We start from the raw sequence: 22,219 nt of genomic DNA on the forward strand, positions 1-22,219 counted from the left end.
AAAAAGGCCCCGGATCGCTCCGGGGCCTTTCTTCGTTGTTGGCCTATCGCCCTCGCGGGCTACTTGAGGCCGATTTTGGGCTGGTCGCCCTCAGGGCTTAGGGCCGACTTGGTTGGCCTGCCTGAGGACGTCAGTGGGTGTCTTAGCTGATCGGCGGGACAGGCGGCGGGGGCAGGTCGCTGTCGGTCTCGTGGACCTCGACCAGACCGCGGCCCAGGTGGCTCTTGCGATAGCCGTAGGCGAAATAGATCAGCAGGCCGATGCCGCCCCAGATCGGCAGCACCATCTTGGCGTCGTGCGGCAGGTTCCAGAACAGGGCGGCGCAGCCGACGGCCGACAAGGGGGCGATGATCCAGACCAGCGGCGTCTTGAACGGGCGATGCCGGTTGGGATCGGTCTTGCGCAGGATCAGGACCGCGATCGACACCATGAAGAAGGCGAACAGGGTGCCCGAGTTCGAGATGTCGGCCAGTTTTCCAACCGGGAACAGGGCGGCGGCGATGGCGACGGCGACGCCGGTGAAGATGGTCACGACATAGGGGGTCTTGAACCGCTTGTGCATCTTGGTCAGGCCTTCCGGCAGAAGACCGTCGCGCGCCATGACGAAGAAGATGCGGGTCTGGCCGTAGATCATCATCAGGATGACGGAGGGCAGGGCCAGCATCGCGGCGATGCCCAGGGCGTTCCCGACCTGCGGATGGCCGATGACGCGCAGGACGTGGGCCAGGGCCTCGTTCGAGCAGACCAGGGCTTCGGCGTTGGCCGGCAGGGCGCAGGCGGCGACGAAGGCGGCCGACCCAGGCTCAACCGCTTGGCCGGCGGCGCCGAGAACCGGCTGGGCGCCGATGGCGCCGGCCGCGCCCAGGGCCACCAACAGATAGAAGACGGTGCAGAAGGCCAGCGAGCCGATCAGGCCGATCGGCACGTTCTTTTGCGGATTCTTGGTTTCTTCGGCGGCGGTCGAGACGGCGTCGAAGCCGACATAGGCGAAGAAGATCGAGGCGGCGGCGCCGACGACGCCCATGCCCGAATAGGCGCCGAACAGGCCGTTGGGCGTGAAGGGCGACAGGTTGGCGGTGTCGATCACCGGCAGCGTCAGGACGATAAAGACCGTCAGGGCGACGACCTTGATCGCCACCAGGACAGCGTTGACGCGCGCCGACTCCGTTGTTCCGACGATCAGCAGGGCGGTCACGGCAAGGGCCACAACGATGGCGGGGATGTTGACGATCCCGGCCGAGAAGTCAGGCATGGGGATGAAACCGTTCATCACCCAGGTCGGTCCGGCGGAGAGAAGATCCGGGAAGTCGAAGCCGAATCCGTTCTCTATCAGCCCCAGCACGTATCCCGACCAGCCCACCGAAACGGCCGAGGCCGCCACGGCGTATTCCAGGATCAGGGCCCAGCCGACGCACCAAGCGAGCAACTCGCCCATGACGGCGTAGGTATAGGTGTAGGCCGAGCCCGAGACCGGGGCCATGGCCGCCAGTTCCGAATAGCAGAGCGCCGCGACGGCGCAGACCGCGCCGGCGATGACAAAGCTGACCATCATGCCGGGGCCGGCCTTCTGCGAGGCCGCAGCCGTCAGAACGAAGATACCGGTGCCGATGATGGCGCCGATCCCCAGCAAGGTCAGTTGAACAGGTCCGAGCGACCGATGAAGCGACTTCTTCTCGGCCGTGGCCAGAATCGCATCGAGCGACTTAACGCGCCACATAGATTATCCCCACGTTTACAGCGGCCCCTCGGCCGCGTCGGCGGGACGCTAGCGGTGGATCGCCGGCCGCGCAACGCGCATGACGACGGGGTTAAGCGCTCACGACGCTTTCGTGATCGTCACGCATCGGGCTAGACGCGGGTCATGTTGCCGCTTCACGCCGTTCTCGAACCGCTGAAAGCCGCCCTTGCGCGCGGGAATACGGCGGTTCTGGCCGCCCCGCCGGGGGCCGGGAAGACCACGGTCGTGCCCCTGGCTCTGCTGGATCAGGCCTGGCTGGACGGCGGCCGGGTGCTGGTGCTGGAGCCGCGCCGTATCGCCGCACGGGCCGCCGCTGACCGAATGGCGAGCACTCTTGGCGAGGTGGCGGGTGAGACGGTCGGCTATCGCACGCGGCTGCAAAGCCGGATCGGGCCTAAGACGCGGATCGAGGTGATCACCGAGGGGGTCTTCACCCGGATGATCCTGGACGATCCCGGCCTGGAGGGCGTGGGCGCCGTCCTGTTTGACGAATTCCACGAGCGCAGCCTGGACGCCGACCTGGGGCTGGCCCTGGCGCGGGAGACGCAAGGGGTATTGCGTGAGGACCTGCGGCTGCTGGTCATGTCGGCGACGCTGGACGTGGCGGGGGTGTCGCGCCTGCTCGAGGGCGCGCCGGTGATCGAGGCGGAGGGGCGGGCCTATCCGGTCGAGACCCGCTATCTGGGGCGCAATCCCGCCGAACGGTTCGAAGAGGCGATGGCGCGGGCCTGTCTGACGGCGCTGGGCGAAGAGACGGGGTCGGTGCTGGCCTTCTTACCGGGGCAGGGCGAGATCCACCGGGTGGCGCGACTGGTCAACGAGCGGCTGCGGCTGCCCAACGTCGATGTGGTTCCGCTGTACGGCGGTCTGGACCGGGCCGAGCAGGACCGGGCCATCGAACCGGCGGCGGCCGGACGGCGCAAACTGGTGCTGGCGACCTCGGTGGCGGAGACCAGTCTGACGATTAGCGGGGTGAGGGTGGTGCTGGACGGCGGCCTGTCGCGCGTGCCCCGGTTCGAGCCGTCCAGCGGCCTGACGCGCTTGGCCACGGTGCGGGTCAGCCGGTCCTCGGCCGAACAGCGGCGGGGACGGGCGGGGCGGACCGAACCGGGCGTCTGCTATCGCCTGTGGGACGAGGAACAGACACGGGGTCTGGTTCCGCACCAGCGGCCGGAGATCCAGGAGGCGGACCTGACCGGTCTGGCGCTGGATCTGGCGCGGTGGGGCGCGCGGTCGGTCGAAGGGTTGGCCCTGCTGGACCCGCCGCCGGCCGGAGCCATGGCGGAGGCGCGCAAGGTGCTGAGCCGTCTCGGAGCGCTGGATGCGGAGGGCGGGCTGTCGGCGCATGGGCGGCGGCTGACGCGCATCCCCCTGTCGCCGCGGTTGGCCCATATGGTCGCCGTGGCGTCAGACGCCGGGGACGCTATGACCGGGGCGCGGATCGCGGCGGTGCTGAGCGAGCCGGGGCTGGGTGGAAACGGGATCGATCTGGCGGATCGGCTGGTCGGGTTGGAGCGGGATCGGTCGCCGCGCGCGCGGGACGCCTTGAAGTTGGCCGACCGTTGGGCGCGGGCCGCAGGCGGCGGCGCTGGGGGCTCGGTTGAACCGGGCCTGTTGCTGGCCGAGGCCTTTCCCGAACGGGTCGCCAAGGCGCGCGGCAAGACGGGCGAGCTGTTGCTGGCCAGCGGGCGCGGGGCCGTACTGGACGCGACGGATCATCTGGCGCGCGAGGCCTGGCTGGCGGTGGCGGAATTGGGTGGAGGCGAGGCGCGCGACCGGGTGCGGCTGGCGGCGGCGCTGGACGGCGCGCGTATCGAGGCGGACCTGGGGCGATTGATCGAGATCGAGGATCGGCTGGTCAAGGAGCCGTCCGGCCGGATGGTGATCCGGCGCGCGCGGCGAATCGGCGCCCTGGTGCTGGATGAAAAGGTGATCGGGGCGCCGGACGCCAAAACCATGACGGCGGCCCTGCGTGCCGAGATCGAGGTCGAGGGGGTGGGCGCTCTGCGTTGGGGCGAGCAGGCGACGGGGCTGCGGGCGCGGCTGGCCTTTCTTCATAGGCTGGATCCGAGCTGGCCGGATGTCTCGGACGCCGCCCTGCTGGTGGCGAGGACGGACTGGCTGTGGCCTATTCTGGAGGGCGCGAAGTCGCTGGAGGCGGTCAGCGACGGTCGGTTGGCCGAAGCCTTGCGCGGGCTGATCCCGTGGGATCTGCAGCGCAGGCTGGACGAACTGGCGCCGCCTCGGCTGACGACGCCGCTCGGTTCGGCGGGGATCGACTATGGCGCCGAAGGTGGGCCGCGGGTCGAGATCCGGGTGCAGGAGCTGTTCGGCGTCGTCACCCATCCAACGGTCGGGGGCGGACGCGTTCCGCTGACCCTGTCGCTGTTGTCGCCGGCGCGGCGGCCGGTTCAGGTGACGAAGGACCTGCCGGGTTTCTGGGCCGGGTCCTGGGCGGCGGTGCGGTCGGACATGCGGGGCCGTTATCCGCGCCACCCCTGGCCCGAGAACCCAGCCGAGGCCCAGCCCACCAACCGGGTCAAGCCGCGCGGGACCTGAGCGCCGGACTTGACCGCGCGGGACGAGCAAAGCATTGGCTTTGCTTCCAAACAGGATTTTACCGTGTCTGACGCAAAGATTGTTTCGCCGACCGCCGGGAAAGGGCGGGTTCTTTTCGCCAGCCTGATCGGCACGACGATCGAGTTCTACGACTTCTACATCTATGCCACGGCGGCGGTGCTGGTGTTTCCGCGCCTGTTCTTCCCAGGCGCGGATCCGACGACCGCCATGCTGTCGTCCTTCGCAACCTTTTCCATCGCCTTCTTTGCGCGGCCGGTCGGGGCCCTGGCCTTTGGGCATTTCGGGGATCGGGTGGGGCGCAAGGCGACGCTGGTGGCGGCCCTGATGACCATGGGCGTATCCACCGTGGCCATCGGTCTGTTGCCGACCCATGCCTCGGTCGGGGTCATCGCGCCGCTGTTGCTGGCCCTGTGCCGGTTCGGACAGGGCCTGGGCCTGGGCGGCGAATGGGGCGGGGCGGTGCTGTTGGCGACCGAGAACGCCCCGCCGGGTAAGAAAGCCTGGTTCGGCATGTTCCCGCAGTTGGGGGCGCCGATCGGATTCATCCTATCGACGGGCGCCTTCATAGTGCTGACCTCGACCATGAGCGAGGCGCAATTCGAGGCCTGGGGGTGGCGTCTTCCCTTCCTGGCCAGCGCCCTGCTGGTGTTCGTCGGCCTGTGGGTGCGGCTGAAGATCACCGAGACCCCTGAGTTCCAGACGGCGATAGATCGCAAGGAGAGGGTCAAGGCGCCGGCCGTGACCCTGTTCGCCCATCACAAGATGGCGCTGTTCCTGGGGACGTTCAGCGGGGTGACGACCTTTACCCTCTTCTATCTGATGACCGTCTTCGCCCTGGGTTGGGCGACCACGGGGATGGGGCTGGCGCGCGGCGACGTCCTGCCGGTCCAGCTGATCGGGGTATTGTTCTTCGCCGCCTTCATTCCGGTGACGGCCCTGCTGGCGGACAAATACGGGCAGGTGAAGGTGCTGATCGCCTCGTCCGTCGGGATCGGTCTGTTCGGCGCTCTGTTCGCGCCCCTGTTCGACGCCGGCCTGACGGGCCTGTTGATCTTCTTCGCCCTGGGGTTCGGGCTGATGGGCTGCACCTATGGGCCCATAGGCGCGGCGATGGCGCGACCTTTCCCGACGACGGTCCGCTATACCGGGGCGTCGATGGCCTTCAATCTGGCCGGGATCGTCGGGGCGTCGCTGGCGCCCTATCTGGCGACATGGCTGGCGCGGAACTATGGGCTGGCGGCGGTCGGCGGCTATCTGGCCGTGTCGGCGGTCATCACCATCCTGGCCCTGTGGGGCATGGGACGGGTTAGTCCGGAAACCGAGCTTTAAGCCTCGTCCGTGGCGGCATAGACCATGATGCCGGTCGCGATGGCCAGGTTCAGGCTGTCGGCCCGGCCGCGCATCGGGATCTTGACGTTGACGTCGCAGGCGGCGGCCAGATCGTCGGTCAGGCCGGCCTGTTCATTGCCCATCAGGATCAGTGACGGCTTGCGCATCACGGCTGAGCGGTGGCTGACCGTCGCATCCAGGCGGGTGCCGACGACGCTACCGGGCCAGGTCTTGCGCCAGGCCAGGAAGGCGTCGGGGTCTGTCTTGGTGATCGAGACAGCGAAGACCGAGCCCATGGTCGCGCGCACGGCCTCGACTGAATAGGGATCGACGCAGTCGCCGATCAGGATGACGCCGCCGCAACCGGCCGCGTCGGCCGTGCGGATGATGGTGCCCAGATTGCCGGGATCGCGCACCTGCTCCAGAGCGACCCAGCAGGGCGCGGAGGTCGGGTCCAGGCTGTTGAGAGGCGCATAGGCCTGATCGAACACGCCCAGCACGGTCTGGGGATTGTCGCGACGACTGATCTTTTCGAGGATGGCGTGGGTGACGATGATGATGTCGCCGCCGGCCTTGCGCGTTTCGGCCTTGGCGCGGTCCAGCAGGGGGTGGGGGCGGGCCTCCTCGCCGACCAGCAGCATGCGCGGCGCGCGGCCCAGGTCCAGGGCCTCGCCGATGAACTTCAGACCTTCGGCCAGGAAGGCGCCGGTCAGGTCGCGCTCCTTGCGCATATGAAGCGCGCGAACGCTTTTGATCGTATCGTTCGTCAGGGAGGTGATGACGCGGTATTCGTCTCGGGCGCTCATCGGCTCCACCGCGCGAAGAAGGACAGGCCGATGGCGCGGGCGTCCGGGCCGTCTTCGGACAGGGCCAGTTCGCCCCAGTCGATGCGGCCGCCGCGATCATGGGTCGCCTCGGCCATCAGATGGGCCAGGGACAGGCCCGAGACCCGCGCGGCATAGGCGTTCAGCAAGAGGAAGTCGGCGTCGTCGGCCAGGAGGGCGGCGCAGTCCTTCAGCAGGGCCGGCATGTCCTCGAACAGGCGCCAGACCTCGCCGGTGGGGCCACGGCCGTATTTGGGCGGGTCGAGAATTATCCCGTCGTATTTGACGCCGCGACGGACCTCGCGGGCGACATATTTGCGGGCGTCCTCGACGATCCAGCGGATCGGGTGCTGGCTCAAGCCGGACTGTTCTGCGTTTTCGCGGGCGTAGGCGACCGACTTCTTCGAGGCGTCGACGTGGGTGACCTCAGCCCCGGCGGCGGCGGCGGCAAGGCTGGCCACGCCGGTGTAGCCGAAGAGATTGAGGAGTTTAGGGGCCCTGCCGGCGTCGCGCGAGAAGCTGCGGACCCGGGCGTCCAGCCATTCCCAGTTGGCGGCCTGCTCAGGGAAGAAGGCCAGGTGGCGGAAGGGGGTGAAACGGCCGGTGAATTTCACGTCGCGCCATTTTAGGGGGAAGGCGTCGATAGGGCCGTGCTGGTCGAACCGCCAGCGGCCGGAGTCTTCTTCCTCCTGCTGGGGATCGAAGGTGGCTGTGGCCTTGTCGAAAGCGGTCGGGTCACGGGGAGACCAGAAACACTGGGGCTCGGGTCGGACAACAGTGTAGCGGCCGTAGCGTTCCAGTTTCTTGCCGTCGCCGGAGTCCAGCAGAGCGTAGTCGGACCAGCCGCGGGTCACGAGCGTTTCGGGAGTGGGGGAGAGCAGGGGCGCCATTGTGCCGCTGATAGGCGGTCAGGCGGCCTCGCGTCCAGCGTCCACCGTAATGTCGGGTGCGCATTTGACATCCTCCTCGGCGTCGTGCGCCGTCTTGTCCCAGGCATAGGGCGCGACGATCAGGCGCCAAAACGCATGGACGAAGGCCAGGCTGAGCAGGGACCAGTAGGCTGGAGCGGCGAGCATGTCGGTCAGCCGATAGTCCAGGCCCGCGCGTCGTGCGCCGACCGCACAGCCCATCCAGGCGGCGATGACCCCCACGGCGAGCACCGCGAACGAGGCCAGCGGGGTATCCGGGGCCATGCCGGCGTGTAGTCCCACCATCAGGGCCGAAATGATCCAGGCCAGGGTCGGCGCGTGACAGGCGGCGGAGACGATGGCGGCGCCTAGGGTCATGACCATGGCCAGCATTCCCCGGCGACCCAGGGCCAGAGGCGTCCGGGTATGGACGCCCCAGGTCTGCATATAGCCCTTGAGCCAGCGGGTGCGCTGCGGCAACCACCGCTCCAGCCCGCCGGGCGGGGTCTCCCAAGTCGGACTGTTCAGCACGCCCAGTCGCCAACCGGCCGACCACAGCTTGAAGCCCAGATCGGCGTCCTCGGTCACATTATGGGCGTCCCAGCCGTCCGTCGCTCGGAGGGCGGCGGTGCGAAGGTGATTGCTGGTGCCGCCCAGGGGAAAGGGCAGGTTCAGACGGGCCATCCCAGGCAGGTTCACCTCGAACAAGGCGGCGTATTCGAAAGCGAACTGCCGGTCGAGAAAGCGGGTCAGGCCGGCCCCGCCTCGACGAATGCGAAGGGGCGCCTGAAGGCAGCCGAGTTTGGAATTTTCGGCGAAGCGTGCTGCGGCCTCGCGCAGTTGGCCCGGGTCGGGCGAGTCCTCGGCGTCGTAGATGGTGACGAACTCGCCCGTCGCGGACGACAGGGCGTGGTTCAGCGCGCGGGGCTTGGTCTGGGGCGATCCCGCTGGGACGACGATGATGCGCAGCCAGTTCGGACGGGGCGTGGCCTGGGCGGCGTCGAGGGTTGCGCGATCACCGGCCTCTAGCACCAGAAAGCCTTCCAGTTGACGCCGAGGATAATCGATCTGCGACAGATTCCGGATCAACTGTGGAACCATGGCCGCTTCGTCGTGAAGGGCCGCCAAAATCGTATAGCGCGGCCAGCGTGAGGGCCGCGGCGGCGAAGGCAGGGGACGAAGACTGGCGATCGCCAGCGCCGTGCGCCACAGGGCCGCGATGACGAAGCCGATCTGAAGCGCCACGACCAGCGCCATCAGCGTGGGGCGCGGCCAGTGTAAAAGCGCCGCCGCAAGGCCGATCACGAGGCTGCACGCGATGACCGTCTGGCCTGGGGTGGGCGTTCGCCGCGCGGCCCCGGACCGTCTTTGCCTGTGTCCGATCATGCCCGTTCGCCCCCGCGTCTTGGCGACATACAACTCAGAATACGTCATTGACGCAACCATGTTATGCAAGGCCTGTTGGCTTCGATGATAGATTGTCGCTATTCAACGGTGGCCTGATCCGGAGTCGCCGTTGTCCGTCGTTTCGCCATCCTCGCGTTCCAATCGCAAACCCAAGGGCGAAGGTCATTCGCGGCGCGGAGAAATTCTGGCCGCAGCTGAGCGCATATTCGTCGAGCACGGCTACGAAGGCGCGACTATCCGCAAGATCGCGGACGAGGTTGGCCTGTCCTCGACGGCGCTCTATATGCATTTCCCTGACAAGGGGGCGATCCTTCAGGAGATCTGCCGCGAGGCGTTCGGCCGATTGATCGCGACCGGGGCGGCCCTGTCGGCGCTGGATGCGCCGCCCGAGGTGCGTTTGCGACGGATGATCGAAGCCTATGCCCAGTTCGGATTCGACCACCCGAACGCCTACCGGCTGATCTATCTGACGCGTCCGGTTGAGGCGCGCGAGGGCGCCCAGACTCTGTCGCAGGAACTTGGCGCGGGCGTGTTTTCCGCGTTCGAGCAACTGGTGGCCGAGGCCGTGGCCGCGGGGCGTATGACGGGCGATCCTCAGACGATCGCTCAAGCGATCTGGGCTGCGACCCACGGCGTGGTCTCTTTGATGATCACCAAGCCCTATTTCCCCTGGGCCGATCGCGACGTCCTGGTCAAGACCACCCTGGACGCCGTCTTCGCCGGCTTGCTGAAATCGTGAGGCCTGTCTGGGGGCTGGCGGCTGGGGCTTTGGCTCTGGTCGCCGCAGGGGGCGTCGAGGCGCGGCCGCTGCGGGTCATGGCGCTGGATCAGTGCGCCGACCAATATGTTCTGGCCCTGGCGCCCGAAGCAGAACTGGCCCTGTCGCCGCGCGCCGACGACCCCGACGCCTGGATGCGGCGCGAGGCGGCTGGGCGCAGGCGGCTGCGTCCGACATTGGAGGCGGCGGTCGGGTTCAAACCCGATGTGGTCGTGCGCTACTGGGGCGGCGAGCCCCGGTTGCTGGCGGCCCTGGAGCAGCGCGGCGCTAAGGTCGTCACGATCGCGGATGCGACCGATCTGGACGGGGTGCGCGCCAATATTCGCGCAGCGGCGCAAGGCTTGGGGCAGGTCGAGCGCGGCGCCCAGCTGGAGCGGACGATGCAGGCCAAGCTGGATCGCGCGGCGCCGCCAGCGGGAAGCCCGAGACCGGGGGCGGTCTATCTGACCTCGGGGGGCTATACGTCCGGGCCCGGCACGCTGCTGGATGCGATGATGCGGGCTGCGGGCTTTCGCAATCTGACCAAGGCGCCGGGTTTCGGGGCGATCAGCGTCGAGCGGATCGCGTTGCAGCCGCCGATCCGCTTCGTGCTGGGATTTTTCGATCAGTTGCGGGCCGACTGGCGCGGGCCTGGGCGTCATCCGGTGGTGAAGCGGGCCGCCAAAGGCCGGACGGCGGCGAGTCTGCCGGCGGCGGTGCTGACTTGTCCCGCCTGGTTCGCGGCCGACGGGGTTGAGATGATGGCGAAGGGACGGCCATGAGCCGGACGGTTAGATTGTGCCTGGCGCTGGGGCTGCTCAGCACAGCGGCTGTGGCGGCGGCAATTGTGTTCGGCGAGACGGGATTTGACGGCGCCCAGTACGCCCAGGCTTTCAGCGATCCCGCGTCGGGGCCGTGGGAAGTGGTTTGGCATGTGCGAGCGCCGCGTGCGGTCTGCGCCCTGATCGTCGGGGCCTGCCTGGGGCTGGCGGGGGCGGTGATGCAAGGCCTGCTCCGCAATCCGCTGGCCGATCCCGGGGTGCTGGGGGTTTCGGCGACGGCGGCGCTCGGGGCGGCCCTGGCTATCGTGCTGGGCGGCGCGGGCGTGGCGGGGCTGGTCGAGATGTCGGCTCTGGCGGGCGCCGCCGTTGCGGGCGGCGCGTTGATCGCCGCTGCGGGCCTGATGCGGGCGCCGGAAGCGCTGATCCTGTTCGGGGTCGCCTTGTCGAGCTTTGCGGGCGCCGCGACGGCCCTGATCTTCAATCTGTCGCCGTCGCCCATCGCCCAGGCCGAGGTGATGTCCTGGCTGCTGGGGTCGGTGCAGAACCGGAGTTGGGTCGATGTGGCCTGGGTGGCGCCGGCGCTGGCGGTCGCGGCGCTCTTCGCCGGCCTGTCGGCGGGGGGCTTGCGGATGTTGACCCTTGGGGACGAGACGGCGGCGGTCTCGGGTCTGTCCATGGGGCGGTTGAAGATCTTCGCCCTGGTCGCGGCGGCCGTGGCGACGGGAGCGGCCGTGGCTGTGGCGGGGGTGATTGGTTTCGTGGGTCTGGCGGCGCCCCATCTGGTGCGGGCTGCGGTGCGGGGGGACGCGGGGCGTATTCTGGCGCCGTCCGCCCTGGCCGGCGGGCTGATTCTGGTCGTCGCCGATCTATTGGCCCGACTGACGCCGACGGATCAGGAGCTGAAGCTGGGGGTGTTCACCGCCCTGATCGGCGCGCCTCTGTTCGCCTTGATCGCCTGGCGAGCGGCGCGGGAGTGGCGGCTGTGATCGCGCCTCTGACGATGTGGGACGCCGATGCGAGCCTCGGCGGCCGCAAGGTGCTGGACGGTGCGGACGTGCAGGTCGAGTATGGCCAACTGGTCGCCTTGGTCGGTCCCAATGGCGCGGGGAAATCCTGCCTCATCAAGGCGTTCGCGGGTCTGCTTGAGCTGAATGGTGGTGTGGCTCGCCTGAATGGAGACGATGTCAGGACGCTCTCGCCGCGAGAGCGCGCCAGACGCATCGCCTATCTGCCGCAGGAACGCCGCATCGCCTGGAATCTTCCGGCCGTCGAAGTCGCCGCCCTGGGCGCGCCCTTCTTGTCCGGCGCCGACGCCCTGGTCCTGGCCCATGCCGCCCTCGCCGAGGTCGGCATCGCCCACCTGGCGGATCGTGGCGTGGCCGAGATGTCGGGCGGCGAGCGCGCCCGGGTGCTACTGGCCCGCGCCCTGACGACCGATGCGCCCCTGCTGCTGGCGGACGAGCCCATCGCGGGCCTCGATCCGGATGCGCAACGCCTGGTGCTGGAGCGGCTGCGCGCGCGCGCCGACAGTGGGGCCGGGGTGCTGGTCAGTCTGCACGACCTAACCTTGGCGGCCGCCGTCGCCGACCGGGTCGTGGTCCTGGACAAGGGACAGGTCGTGGCTGCCGCCCCGCCCATGGAAGCGCTGGAGCCGGACGTGCTCCGACGCGTGTTCGGCCTGGACGGGCAATGGATCCAGGGGCCGGACGGGCCGCTGCTGGCGGCCCGCCGGGCTTAATAGGCGACGTAGGGGCGCGGACCCGCCGCCGCGCCGCGCGCGATGTCGGTCGAGGTCGTCAGCGGGGCCGATCCGCCGTTCAGCCGCGCCTTGTAGACCGCCATATTCTCCATCACCCGCATCATATAGTTGCGCGTCTCGGTGAAGGGGGCGCATTCGATGAAGTCGATGGCGGCGTTGGCGTCGCCGCGCGGGTCGCCGCAGCGGGCGATCCACTGGTTCGGCCGGGCCGGACCGGCGTTGTAGCCGACCGTCGCCAGCAGCATGGAGCCGTTGTTGGCCGCCATCAGCTCGCCCAGGTGATAGCTGCCCAGGGTCATGTTGTAGTCCGGGTCCCACAGCTGTTCGGCTGAGAAGCCCATGCCCAGGCGACGGGCGACGCCCGACCCGGTGGCGGGCAGGAACTGCATCATGCCGCGCGCATCGGCGCCGGATCGGGCGCGGGGGTCAAAGCTGGATTCCTGGCGGGTGATGGCCTGGGTGAACTCCAGCGGCGCGGCGCCGGCGACCTGGGGCGGGATCCGGACCGGATACATGCGCTCGGGCAGGACGAAGCCGCGCTGGCTGGCTGCGCGGCCGACCATCATGGCGGTGAAGCCTTCGCCGTAACCGCGCGACAGGTCCATCAGCAGGGCCAGGTCCTCGATGTTCGGCAGGTCGTTGTCGAGTTGATAGGCGAAGACCCGCAGCAGGCTGGTCTCGCCGGTCTCGCCCAGGATTCGCGCGGCGCGGACCAGCTCGTTGGACTCGAACCGGGCGATGTCCGTCGGGGTCGGATGCGGTTCGCCCGGCAGGGTCAGGGTGGTGATCCCGGCCTTCTCCGCCGCCAACTGGCCATAGAAGGTCTGCCAGTGCTGGGCGCCGTTGCGGTAATAGGTCTGGGCGGCGTCGCGCTCGCCCCGCGCCTCGGCAGCCCGGCCCAGCCAGTAATAGGCCCGGCCCTGGGTGATCGGGGTGGAGGAGGCGGTGCGCAGGGCGTCAAAATGGCGGGCGGCGACCTCGGGCTGGTTCAGCTTGGTCAGGGCGACCCAGCCGGCGAAGAACTCCGCGTCCACCATCCGGTCGCCGGAGGTGAAGCCGTGGCCGTTCATGGCGTCATAGGCGGCGCGCCAGTTTCCCTGCTGCAGGGCGTCCAGGTAATAGTTGCGACGCTCGGTCCACAGGGTGTTGTCGCCGGCCGAATGGGCGGGCGCGGGCGGCAGGTTGGCCAGAAGCGGGAAGGCTTCCGACTGGCGGTTCTGCGAACGCAAAATGCGCACCCGTTCCAAGGTCACCGCCGGATCGGCGGCCTGGGCCGGGGTCAGGCCGGCGACGATGGCGTCGGGGCTAGACGCGGTTCGCAGGGTCATGACCGCATTGGCCACGGCCGCCCGTTCAGGCGAGACGAGGCTGAGCATCGCCCGCGTCGCCGGGCCATGCGGACCTGACAGCAGCATGTTCAGCCGCGCCTCATGATCCGCCGGCGTCAGTTCACCGCCCCAGCGGGCGAGGATGCGCGATTGCGGCTCGGCGTCGAAGGACCGGGTCCGCCACCAGTCGCGAATCAGGGCGCGGGCCTCGCGCTGACGGCCTCGTTGTTCCATAGCCGCCGCATTGGCGATGGCGCCTTGTACGGTTTCGGGCGGATGGTCGGAGAAGAGGGCCATGACGGCGTCCGGCGTGGCGCCGACGCGGTCCAGAACCGCTTCCGCGGCGGCGCGACGTGATTCGGCGCGCGGCCAACCCTTCAAAGCCGTCTGGGCCTGGGCGAGCTCGGCGTATGAGAGTTGTTCGCCCGAGGTGTCGATCAGGGCCCACTCGATCAGTTTGCGGGCCGCCGGGTCGCGCAACTGCGACATCGCCGACTGGGCGCCGGCGATGTCGCGGGCGCGCGCGGCCGCCAGACCCTGACGGAACAGCGCCGTATCCTGATCATTGAGGATTCGTCCCTGATAGGTGGGCGTATAGCCGGGGACAGTTTGTGAGACGGCGGAATAGGGAACAGGTTGACCAGGCAGGGCGTTCTGCGGGGTCGGAGCGAGGACGGCGAGGGCCGCCGCCAGGCTGGTCGCGATCATGATCTTTCCTGTTCTCATTCATCTCGGTTGCGGCGAAGCCGCTGGCGACCTAACGTCCCGCGCTCTTAAAGACAGAGGTTCTGGACATCCGTCCATCGCCCCTCCCCACGTAGGCTAGCTAGTCCCATGACCGCCCCCTTGTTCAAGGGCGTGATCACCGCTCTGATCACACCACTTCATGACGGAAACGTGGACGAAGCCGCATTCGCCACCCTTGTCGAGCGTCAGATCGCCGCAGGCGTTGACGGGCTCGTGCCCGTCGGCACGACCGGCGAAGGCGCCAGCATGGATCTGGACGAGCACAAGCATGTGATCGACCTGTGCGTGCGGCTGGTGGCGGGGCGCATCAAGGTCATCGCGGGGACCGGATCGCCCTATACCAAGGAAGCCATCGAACTGACCCGCCACGCCAAGGTGGTGGGCGCGGACGGGGCGCTGATCGTCACCCCCTATTATATCCGTCCTTCACAGGCTGGGATGGCGTCGCATTTCGAGGCCGTGGCCGACGCCGTCGAACTGCCGATCCTGCTATACAATGTGCCAGGGCGAACCGGGGCCGATCTGGCCAACGAGACCGTGGCGCGTCTGGCCGCGCATCCGAACATCGTCGGCATCAAGGACGCCACTGGCGACATGAGCCGGGCGAGCTGGATGCGCGCCAATATCGACGGCCAGTTCGACCTAATCTCGGGCGATGATTCGAGCTATCTGGGTTATCACGCCCATGGCGGGGTCGGACTGATCTCGGTCGCGTCGAACGTCGCGCCCGAGGCCATGGTGGCCCTTCACACCGCGCTGGCGGCCGGGGATTACGCCGCCGCCCGCGACTGGCAGGATCGGTTGATCGGCCTGTGCAAGGCCCTGTTCCTCGACAATTCGCCTGCGCCGACCAAATACGCGTTGGCCCGCCTGGGTCTGTGCCGCGAGGAGGCGCGCCTGCCGCTTTCGCCGACGTCGGACGAGGTCAAGCCGTTGATCGACCGCGCCATGGCGGATGCGGGCGTCGTCTGATGGCGCCGCAGCCGCAGTCGAAGTCCAAGATCATCGCTGAAAACCGCCGCGCGCGGTTCGACTATTTCCTCGAGGACAATATCGAGGCCGGGATCCAGCTGCTGGGCACAGAGATCAAGGCCTTGAGGGACGGCAGGGCCAATATCGCCGAAAGCTATGCGGCGGTGGAGGGGCGCGAGATCGTTCTGATCAACGCCGACATCCCGCCGTACAAACAGGCCAACCGCTTCAATCACGAGCCGCGCCGGCCGCGCAAACTGCTGTTGCACAGAAAGCAGATCGACCGGTTGATCGGGGCGGTGCAGCGGGACGGTCAGACGATCATTCCACTGAAGCTCTATCTGAACGACGCAGGCAAGGCGAAGCTGGAGATCGCCTTGGCCAAGGGCAAGAAGCTGCACGACAAGCGAGAAGCCTCGGCCGAACGCGACTGGCAACGCGACAAGGCCCGGCTGATGCGAGACAAGGGCTGAGCCTGCTCGCTCGGGATTAGGCGAGGGGCCGTGCGTCCATGACGCCTGGCAGATCGGCGAATCCGTAACCCGCTCGACCGGCCGTTCCAGCCGGTGGTGTGACGAGGCCGCCCGTGATCAAGGTCAGCGCGGTGACCGCGACAACTATGACCGCCGCCAAGATCGCGAGTCTGCGCTCGCTGCGTGAAAATACCCCGTTCGTGCGTCGCATAGTCCAGCCTCCCGCTGGGAGACGAACGCCGAACGCCCGCCTCTGTTCCGCCTTATTTGGAGATTGGCGGATTCGTGCGACAGGGAAATAACAGTTGATGGTTAGCGGGCGATCAGGTCTCGCGCCCGCTCGAAGACGGCCTCGAACATGGCGGGGGTCAGGCGGCCTGTGTTCGTGTTCAGCCGTGAGCAGTGATAGGAATTCAGGATCACATAGCCGCCTGCCTCGCCTTCAGCGCCGTGGCCGGCCGGCATGGCCGAGGCCGGGCGGCCGAAAGCCTTCAGGATGTTGCGGCGGGAGACGTCGCCCAGGGTGACGATCACCTTCAGATTGGGCAGCAGGGCCAGGCGGTCGATCAGGAAGGGGCGGCAGGTCGTTTCTTCGATCGGCAGGGGCTTGTTGCCCGGTGGGGCGCAGCGGACGGCGTTGGTGATCATACAGTCGACCAGTTTCAGATCGTCGTCGCCGTCCGGATCATAAGACCCCTGAGCGAAGCCGGTCTTCTTCAGGGTGTCGTACAAGAGCCAGCCGGCGTGGTCGCCGGTGAAGGGGCGGCCCGTGCGGTTGGCGCCGGTGCGGCCCGGAGCCAGGCCGGCGACCAGCAGGCGCGCGTTCGGATCGCCGAAGGAGGGGGCGGGGCCGTTCCACCAGTCGGGGTTCTGGCGCGCATTGTCGTAGCGGTACTCCACCAGGCGCGGGCACAAAGGGCAGTCGCGCGGCGGCTCGGGCGTCAGACTCATTGGGCGCCGCTGGTCTTGGGGCGGCCGAAATCGTCCATCAGGTCGTTCAGATCCAGGAAGACGTCCGCCTGGCGGCGCAGTTCGTCGGCGATGTGGGGCGGCTGGGTCTTCTGGGTCGAGATGACGGTGACGCGCACGCCCTTGGCCTGAACCGCCTGGACCACCCGGCGGAAGTCGCCATCGCCCGAGAACAGCACGACGTGATCGAGGTGCGGGGCCAACTCCAGCATATCGACCGCAATCTCGATATCCATATTCCCCTTGATGCGGCTGTGCCCCGAGCCGTCGGTGAACCGCTTCACCGGCTTGGTCACGACCGAAAAGCCGTTGTAGTCGAGCCAGTCCACCAGGGGCTTGATCGGCGAGAACTCTTCGCCCTCGACCACGGCCGTGTAATAATAGGCGCGTGTCAGGATGGATTTCTCGCGAAACCAGTCCAGCATCCGCTTGAAGTCCAGGTCGTGTTGCAGCGCGCGGGCGGCGGAATAGAGGTTTGACCCGTCGATGAAGATCGCCAGGCGGTCGGTGGAATGAAACATGGTCGAAGCCGTCGAAAGGGATGAAAAATATGGCGTCCCGGCGGGGGCTCCGGTCGATGTGGGAATCGACGGGGCGCTCGATCTGGACGCCGCAGTCATCGTGGGGCTGGGCTGTAATGACAAGGGGGTCTGGTCCTCTTGCCGCGAGGCGTTGGAGGCGGCTTTGGCGCGCTTCCGCAGCGAGGGAATTGATGTCGTGGCCCGGTCGTCCTGGTGGTCGTCGATGGCCTGGCCCGATCCACAGGACCCGCCCTTCATGAACGGGGTGGTGATCGTCGAGACCCGCCATGATCCGCACGCCCTGATGGCGGCGCTGGGCCGGATCGAGGACGTCTTTGGTCGGCGGCGGTCCGTCCGCAACGCGCCGCGCACCCTGGATCTGGACTTGATCGCCTATGGGCGGTTGAGCGGGGACCTGGAAGGACTGATTCTGCCGCATCCGCGCTCGGCCGAGCGGCGGTTCGTCATGGGGCCTGTGGCCGAGATCGCGGCAGGCTGGGTGCATCCCCACGGCGGCCTGGCGCGGGATCTGGCCGCTGCGGCGACCGTCGCGCGGGACGCCCATCCGATCTGACGCCGCACTTTCGCCCCGCTGGCGTTGCAAAACGCAGCCCCTATCTGTATTTGACGCGGTTCTCCCCCGCGTTCGAGGAATTGTCATGGCCCGCGTCACTGTCGAAGACTGCATCGAGAAGGTCCCGAACCGCTTCGGCCTGGTTCTGCTGGCCGGCCACCGCGCCCGCAGCATCGCCAACGGCGCCGCTCTGACCATCGACCGCGACAACGACAAGAACCCCGTCGTGGCCCTGCGCGAAATCGCCGACGACACGGTCGTTCCCGATGAGCTGCTCGAGACCATCATCACCACGCTGCAACGCGTCGATGAGCGCACCGAAGCCGAGGACGAAGCGGAAACGGTCGCCCTGCTGGCTGAACCGCAACACATGAACATGGCCGAGGCCGAGTTGATCCGCGCCCTGCAAAGCGACCGTGACGGCGGCCAGGAGGAGCGGTACTGACGCTCGAGGGAGCCCCTGGCGTCACTATCCTGCCGGCGCGGACCGAGACGGTTCCGCCGGCGCCCCAAGCTGCGAACAAAAACGATCCCACGCCGACTGTGGGCGAGGCTCCTCAGGCGCCTAAACGTGCGCCCATTCTGCGCCAGTTCGAGCTGATCGAGGCCGTCAAGGCCTATGACCCCACCGCCGACGAAGCGCTGCTGAACCGCGCCTATGTCTATGCGATGAAGATGCACGGCTCGCAGATGCGGGCCTCGGGCGATCCCTATTTCGCCCACCCGATTCAGGTCGCGGGCATACTGACCGACTACAAGCTCGATACTGCGACCATTGTTACGGCCCTGCTGCACGACGTGGTCGAGGATACTTCGGCGACGCGCGACGACATCGCTCAGATGTTCGGCGAGGAGGTGGCTGTCCTGGTCGAGGGCGTCACCAAGCTGAGTCGGCTGGAGCTTCAGGCCGAGCATACGCGCCAGGCCGAGAACCTGCGGAAATTCATTCTTGCCATCAGCCGGGACGTACGGGTGCTGTTGGTCAAGCTGGCCGACCGTCTGCACAATATGCGGACCCTCCAGTACGTGAAGCCGGAGAAGCGCGAGCGGATCAGCCGCGAGACGCTGGAAGTCTATGCACCGCTGGGGCGGTCGATCGGCATCCATTCGATCGCATCCGAGCTGGAAGAACTGGCCTTCACTCACCTGAACCCCACGGCCAAGACCGCCATCGAGCGGCGGCTGGAGGCGCTGAAACTGGAGCACGGCCGCGCCATCGAAGGCGTGGCGGGCGAGGTCGAGCGCGTGCTGTCGGAGGCTGGGGTCGGCGCCCACGTCTTCGGCCGCCAGAAGACGCCCTATTCGATCTGGCGCAAGTTGCAGCGCAAGTCGGTCGGGTTTTCGTCCCTGTCGGACATCTACGGTTTCCGCGTGATCGTGGAGGCGGAAGACGACTGCTACCGCGCCCTGGGCGTGATCCATCGCGAATGGCCGATGGTGCCGGAACGGTTCAAGGATTTCATCTCGACGCCCAAGTCGAACAACTATCGCTCGCTGCACACGACGGTCGTCGGGCCGCGCGGGCTGCGCATCGAGATGCAGATCCGCACCGAGGCGATGGATCGGGTCGCCGAGGACGGGGTTGCGGCCCACTGGCGCTACAAGAACAAGTCCTATGGTTTCGACCGCGAGGCGATGGAGCAGGGGGGCGGGCGCGACCCGCTTCAGAACCTGCGCCACCTGGTTCAGGTGATCGAGCACGGCGAGGGCGGCGAGGACTGGGTCGAGCACGCCAAGCTCGAGATGTATCTGGACCAAGTCTTCGTGTTCACGCCCAAGGGGCGGCTGGTGACCCTGCCGCGCGGCGGCATGCCGCTGGACTTCGCCTATGCCGTCCACACCGAGGTCGGGGACACGGCTGTAGGCGTCAAGGTCAACGGCGAGCTGAAGCCGATGCGGACGCCGTTGCAGAACGGGGACGTGGTCGAGATCATTCGCGGGGCCAAGCGCGAGGTTCCGGCCGACTGGCGCAGCCTGACCGTCACCGGGCGCGCGCGGTCCGCCATCCGGCGCCACATCCGCACCTCCGAACGCGAAGAGTTTGTCAAATTGGGCCGCGTCGCCCTCCAACAGACCCTTGCGCGGATCGACAAGACCTTGGCGGAAGTCTCGCTGAAGCCGATCCTGGAGACCCTGGCCGTCCCCAGCGATGAGGATGTCTTCGAAAGCCTGGGCCGTGGACGGCTGTCGCCGACCTCGGTGGCCGAGACCTTGTTCCCGGCCTTGAAGGGGCGGCTGAAGGCGGGGCCGGAGAAGCAGAGGATTGAAGGCGATACTGCGCGGTTGTTCGTCCGGGGCGGGGGGCTGACGCCGGGCGTCAGCGTTCACTTCGGGCCGTGCTGCACGCCCGTTCCGGGGGACCGGATCGTCGGTATTCTGGAGCCGGAGATCGGACTGACGGTGCACACCATCGACTGCCAGTCGCTGGCGGCTTTCGCCGACGACGATTCGGTCTGGCACGACCTGCAATGGACGCCACAGGCCGAAACCGACGCCGTGGCCGCGGTCCGCCTTAACGCGACGATCCGCAATGCGCCGGGCGTGCTGGGGCAGGTGACCACCCTGATCGGGGAGGCGGGCGGCAATATCATCAACCTGTCGATGGCCTATCGGCAGCAGGACTTCTTCGACGTGACGCTGGATGTCGAGGTTGAGGATGCGAAACACGCGACGATGATCATGGCGGCGCTGCGGGCCAATCCGTCGGTCGACAACGTCGATCGCGGTCGAGGCTGAGCCTTTCGCTCGACGGGGCGAGGCGCTAAGACCGCCGCCATGAACACCCAAGACGTCCTCAACGAGTTCCGCGACGCCGGCGCCCTGCGCGAAGGCCATTTCGTCCTGTCTTCCGGCCTGCACAGCCCGGTCTTTTTGCAGAAGAACCTGGTCTTCATGCAGACGGACCGCTGTGAGCGGCTGTGCAAGGCGCTGGCCGACAAGATCGTCGCGACCGTGGGGCCCGTGGATGTCGCCATTTCGCCGGCCGTGGGGGGCATCATTCCCGGGTATGAGACCGCGCGTCATCTGGGCGTGCCGTCGATGTATGTCGAACGCGAGGGCGGTCAGTTCAAGCTGCGGCGCGGTTTCACGGTCGAGCCGGGGCAGAAGGTGGTGATGGTCGAGGATATCGTCACCACGGGCCTGTCGTCGCGCGAATGTATCGCCGCCATCCAGGCCGCCGGGGGCGAGGTTGTCGCCGCCGCCTGTATCGTTGATCGCTCGGGCGGCAAGGCGGATGTCGGCGTGCCGCTGATCGCCCTGGCCTCGCTCGAGGTGCCGGCCTATCCAGCCGACGCCCTGCCGCCGGAACTGGCGGCTCTGCCGGTCGAAGATCCGGGCAGCCGCAGAATTTCGAAGTGATGTTCGGTTTGGCGAGGAGCTGAGATGCGCGAACGGGTCAGGCTGGGCGTCAATATCGATCACGTCGCCACAGTGCGGAACGCCCGCGGCGGCGCCCATCCGGATCCTGTCCGGGCCGCCGAGGCCGCGCTGGCCGCCGGCGCGGACGGGATTACCGCCCACCTGCGTGAGGATCGCCGTCATATCACCGATCCCGACATCGACGTGCTCAGCGCCCTGTGCGCGCGGGCGGGCAAGCCGCTGAACTTCGAGATGGCGGTGACGGAGGAGATGCTGGCCATCGCCCTGCGCCATCGTCCCCACGCCGCCTGCCTGGTGCCCGAACGGCGCGAGGAAGTGACGACCGAGGGCGGGTTGGCCGTCGCCGGGCATGAGGCGCGGATCGGGCCGGTGGCCCTGGCGCTGGCTGAGGCCGGGATCCGGGTGTCGCTGTTCATTGAGCCGTCCGAGGCGCAGGTCGAGGCCGCTGCGGCTGTCGGCGCCCAGGTGGTGGAGTTCCACACCGGCCGCTATTGCCATTTGACCGATCCGGGTGAGCGGGAGGTCGAGTTCGAACGGATCGCAGCCGCTGCGGCCCAGGCCGATATTCTGGGGCTGGAGGTCCATGCGGGCCATGGTCTGGATTACGATACGGCCCCGCGTATGCTGGCCATTCCGGAAATCCGCGAGTTGAACATCGGTCATTTCCTGATCGGCGAATCCATCTTCGTCGGCCTGGATGCGGCGATCCGGCGGATGCGGGCGGTGATGGACGCGGCCAAGTGATCATCGGCGTCGGCGCCGACCTGTCGGACATCCGGCGTATCCAGGCCTCGCTGGATCGGTTCGGCGAACGGTTCAAGCAACGCTGTTTCACGGACATCGAGCGGACCCGGTCGGATCGGAAACCGGACCCGGCCTGGAGCTACGCCAAGCGGTTCGCGGCCAAGGAGGCCTGCGCCAAGGCGTTGGGCACCGGGATGCGCGCGGACGTCTATTGGCGCGACATGGGGGTGGTGAACCTGCGCTCCGGACAGCCGACCCTGGCCCTGACCGGTCATGCCGCCGAGCATCTGGCGAGCCTGACGCCGGCGGGTCATGAGGCCAAGATTCACCTGACTCTGAGCGACGAGCATCCGTATGCACTCGCCTTCGTGGTGATCGAAGCCTTGCCGCTGTCGTAATCGCGATATACCCCTCAGGGGACGACCG

At 67.7% G+C, this 22,219-nt stretch carries 21 protein-coding genes; 14 read left to right on the plus strand and 7 right to left on the minus strand.

The annotated features are described in order from the left end of the window. Positions 1–142: 142 nt before the first annotated feature. Positions 143–1,717 carry an amino acid permease gene (locus OU998_RS08805; RefSeq protein ID WP_267512995.1) on the minus strand — a complete coding sequence of 525 codons (1,575 nt, stop codon included), beginning with the start codon at positions 1,715–1,717 and terminating at the stop codon, positions 143–145. Positions 1,718–1,861: 144 nt separating this feature from the next. On the opposite strand from OU998_RS08805, the gene hrpB reads away from it, so the two are divergent. After that, positions 1,862–4,297, plus strand: a complete 2,436-nt coding sequence (gene hrpB, locus OU998_RS08810) for an ATP-dependent helicase HrpB (protein WP_267512996.1) — start codon at positions 1,862–1,864, stop codon at positions 4,295–4,297. A gap of 63 nt (positions 4,298–4,360) precedes the next feature. After that, positions 4,361–5,647, plus strand: coding sequence for an MFS transporter (locus OU998_RS08815; protein WP_267512997.1), 1,287 nt, complete (start codon positions 4,361–4,363; stop codon positions 5,645–5,647). Here the strand turns inward: OU998_RS08815 and OU998_RS08820 are convergent. From OU998_RS08820 to OU998_RS08830, 3 genes are read right to left on the minus strand one after another with little or no spacing between them, the layout of a single operon-like run. Then, the gene (locus OU998_RS08820; protein WP_267512998.1) at positions 5,644–6,453 is read right to left on the minus strand and encodes a TrmH family RNA methyltransferase; all 810 of its coding nucleotides are present in this window, start codon (positions 6,451–6,453) and stop codon (positions 5,644–5,646) included. The two genes, OU998_RS08815 and OU998_RS08820, sit on opposite strands and share 4 nt — an antisense overlap. Further along, a complete protein-coding gene (locus OU998_RS08825) occupies positions 6,450–7,361 on the minus strand; it encodes a class I SAM-dependent methyltransferase (protein ID WP_267512999.1) in 912 nt (303 codons plus the stop codon). Before OU998_RS08825 ends, OU998_RS08820 begins: the two co-directional genes overlap by 4 nt. An 18-nt stretch (positions 7,362–7,379) precedes the next feature. Beyond that, positions 7,380–8,636 (minus strand): glycosyltransferase, encoded by a 1,257-nt coding sequence (locus tag OU998_RS08830; protein ID WP_267513000.1) that lies wholly within the window; start codon positions 8,634–8,636, stop codon positions 7,380–7,382. Between the two features lie 259 nt (positions 8,637–8,895). On the opposite strand from OU998_RS08830, the gene OU998_RS08835 reads away from it, so the two are divergent. The 4 genes from OU998_RS08835 to OU998_RS08850 are packed head-to-tail and all read left to right on the plus strand — an operon-like array spanning position 8,896 to position 12,063. Beyond that, complete coding sequence (locus OU998_RS08835; RefSeq protein WP_267513001.1) at positions 8,896–9,525, plus strand: TetR/AcrR family transcriptional regulator; 630 nt, start codon at positions 8,896–8,898, stop codon at positions 9,523–9,525. After that, positions 9,522–10,325 (plus strand): ABC transporter substrate-binding protein, encoded by an 804-nt coding sequence (locus OU998_RS08840; RefSeq protein WP_267513002.1) that lies wholly within the window; start codon positions 9,522–9,524, stop codon positions 10,323–10,325. The genes OU998_RS08835 and OU998_RS08840 overlap by 4 nt, the downstream gene beginning before the upstream one ends. Beyond that, complete coding sequence (locus tag OU998_RS08845) at positions 10,322–11,311, plus strand: FecCD family ABC transporter permease (RefSeq protein WP_267513003.1); 990 nt, start codon at positions 10,322–10,324, stop codon at positions 11,309–11,311. The genes OU998_RS08840 and OU998_RS08845 overlap by 4 nt, the downstream gene beginning before the upstream one ends. Further along, positions 11,308–12,063, plus strand: coding sequence for an ABC transporter ATP-binding protein (locus OU998_RS08850; RefSeq protein ID WP_324287959.1), 756 nt, complete (start codon positions 11,308–11,310; stop codon positions 12,061–12,063). Before OU998_RS08845 ends, OU998_RS08850 begins: the two co-directional genes overlap by 4 nt. Here the strand turns inward: OU998_RS08850 and OU998_RS08855 are convergent. Beyond that, positions 12,060–14,120, minus strand: coding sequence for a lytic transglycosylase domain-containing protein (locus tag OU998_RS08855; RefSeq protein ID WP_267513004.1), 2,061 nt, complete (start codon positions 14,118–14,120; stop codon positions 12,060–12,062). The two genes, OU998_RS08850 and OU998_RS08855, sit on opposite strands and share 4 nt — an antisense overlap. Before the next feature lie 126 nt (positions 14,121–14,246). Between OU998_RS08855 and dapA the strand changes: the two genes are divergently transcribed. Both dapA and smpB read left to right on the plus strand, forming a co-directional pair. After that, positions 14,247–15,131: a 4-hydroxy-tetrahydrodipicolinate synthase gene (gene dapA, locus OU998_RS08860; RefSeq protein WP_267513005.1), complete on the plus strand. Its 885-nt coding sequence runs from the start codon at positions 14,247–14,249 to the stop codon at positions 15,129–15,131. After that, positions 15,131–15,604: an SsrA-binding protein SmpB gene (gene smpB, locus OU998_RS08865; protein WP_267513006.1), complete on the plus strand. Its 474-nt coding sequence runs from the start codon at positions 15,131–15,133 to the stop codon at positions 15,602–15,604. The genes dapA and smpB overlap by 1 nt, the downstream gene beginning before the upstream one ends. 312 nt (positions 15,605–15,916) lie before the next feature. Here the strand turns inward: smpB and OU998_RS08870 are convergent, their stop codons facing one another. Together OU998_RS08870 and OU998_RS08875 are read right to left on the minus strand one after the other, a co-directional pair. Beyond that, a complete protein-coding gene (locus OU998_RS08870) occupies positions 15,917–16,555 on the minus strand; it encodes a uracil-DNA glycosylase (protein ID WP_267513007.1) in 639 nt (212 codons plus the stop codon). Next, positions 16,552–17,094: an NYN domain-containing protein gene (locus OU998_RS08875; protein WP_267513008.1), complete on the minus strand. Its 543-nt coding sequence runs from the start codon at positions 17,092–17,094 to the stop codon at positions 16,552–16,554. Before OU998_RS08875 ends, OU998_RS08870 begins: the two co-directional genes overlap by 4 nt. On the opposite strand from OU998_RS08875, the gene folK reads away from it, so the two are divergent. The 6 genes from folK to acpS all read left to right on the plus strand — a co-directional run bounded on the left by folK (position 17,093) and on the right by acpS (position 22,191). Beyond that, on the plus strand, positions 17,093–17,668 hold the full coding sequence (folK, locus tag OU998_RS08880; RefSeq protein WP_267513009.1) for a 2-amino-4-hydroxy-6-hydroxymethyldihydropteridine diphosphokinase: 576 nt from the start codon (positions 17,093–17,095) through the stop codon (positions 17,666–17,668). The genes OU998_RS08875 and folK overlap by 2 nt on opposite strands. An 85-nt stretch (positions 17,669–17,753) precedes the next feature. Next, positions 17,754–18,113: a DNA-directed RNA polymerase subunit omega gene (gene rpoZ / locus OU998_RS08885; RefSeq protein WP_267513010.1), complete on the plus strand. Its 360-nt coding sequence runs from the start codon at positions 17,754–17,756 to the stop codon at positions 18,111–18,113. 98 nt (positions 18,114–18,211) lie between these two features. After that, positions 18,212–20,404: a RelA/SpoT family protein gene (locus OU998_RS08890; protein ID WP_267513011.1), complete on the plus strand. Its 2,193-nt coding sequence runs from the start codon at positions 18,212–18,214 to the stop codon at positions 20,402–20,404. A 39-nt stretch (positions 20,405–20,443) separates the two neighbouring features. Next, on the plus strand, positions 20,444–21,028 hold the full coding sequence (gene pyrE, locus OU998_RS08895) for an orotate phosphoribosyltransferase (protein WP_267513012.1): 585 nt from the start codon (positions 20,444–20,446) through the stop codon (positions 21,026–21,028). A 24-nt stretch (positions 21,029–21,052) separates the two neighbouring features. Further along, positions 21,053–21,793 carry a pyridoxine 5'-phosphate synthase gene (locus OU998_RS08900; protein WP_267513013.1) on the plus strand — a complete coding sequence of 247 codons (741 nt, stop codon included), beginning with the start codon at positions 21,053–21,055 and terminating at the stop codon, positions 21,791–21,793. Continuing rightward, the gene (acpS, locus tag OU998_RS08905) at positions 21,790–22,191 is read left to right on the plus strand and encodes a holo-ACP synthase (RefSeq protein WP_267513014.1); all 402 of its coding nucleotides are present in this window, start codon (positions 21,790–21,792) and stop codon (positions 22,189–22,191) included. The genes OU998_RS08900 and acpS overlap by 4 nt, the downstream gene beginning before the upstream one ends. Positions 22,192–22,219: the final 28 nt, after the last annotated feature.

Source organism: Brevundimonas sp. SL130, assembly GCF_026625805.1.
Taxonomy (GTDB): domain Bacteria; phylum Pseudomonadota; class Alphaproteobacteria; order Caulobacterales; family Caulobacteraceae; genus Brevundimonas.

Coding starts and splice junctions, on each gene's coding strand:
- OU998_RS08805 (WP_267512995.1), bottom strand. CDS start 1,717: ATGTGGCGCGTTAAGTCGCTCGATGCGATTCTGGCCACGGCCGAGAAG.
- hrpB (WP_267512996.1), top strand. CDS start 1,862: ATGTTGCCGCTTCACGCCGTTCTCGAACCGCTGAAAGCCGCCCTTGCG.
- OU998_RS08820 (WP_267512998.1), bottom strand. CDS start 6,453: ATGAGCGCCCGAGACGAATACCGCGTCATCACCTCCCTGACGAACGAT.
- OU998_RS08825 (WP_267512999.1), bottom strand. CDS start 7,361: ATGGCGCCCCTGCTCTCCCCCACTCCCGAAACGCTCGTGACCCGCGGC.
- OU998_RS08830 (WP_267513000.1), bottom strand. CDS start 8,636: ATGGCGCTGGTCGTGGCGCTTCAGATCGGCTTCGTCATCGCGGCCCTG.
- OU998_RS08845 (WP_267513003.1), top strand. CDS start 10,322: ATGAGCCGGACGGTTAGATTGTGCCTGGCGCTGGGGCTGCTCAGCACA.
- OU998_RS08855 (WP_267513004.1), bottom strand. CDS start 14,120: ATGATCGCGACCAGCCTGGCGGCGGCCCTCGCCGTCCTCGCTCCGACC.
- dapA (WP_267513005.1), top strand. CDS start 14,247: ATGACCGCCCCCTTGTTCAAGGGCGTGATCACCGCTCTGATCACACCA.
- smpB (WP_267513006.1), top strand. CDS start 15,131: ATGGCGCCGCAGCCGCAGTCGAAGTCCAAGATCATCGCTGAAAACCGC.
- OU998_RS08870 (WP_267513007.1), bottom strand. CDS start 16,555: ATGAGTCTGACGCCCGAGCCGCCGCGCGACTGCCCTTTGTGCCCGCGC.
- folK (WP_267513009.1), top strand. CDS start 17,093: ATGGTCGAAGCCGTCGAAAGGGATGAAAAATATGGCGTCCCGGCGGGG.
- OU998_RS08875 (WP_267513008.1), bottom strand. CDS start 17,094: ATGTTTCATTCCACCGACCGCCTGGCGATCTTCATCGACGGGTCAAAC.
- rpoZ (WP_267513010.1), top strand. CDS start 17,754: ATGGCCCGCGTCACTGTCGAAGACTGCATCGAGAAGGTCCCGAACCGC.
- pyrE (WP_267513012.1), top strand. CDS start 20,444: ATGAACACCCAAGACGTCCTCAACGAGTTCCGCGACGCCGGCGCCCTG.
- OU998_RS08900 (WP_267513013.1), top strand. CDS start 21,053: ATGCGCGAACGGGTCAGGCTGGGCGTCAATATCGATCACGTCGCCACA.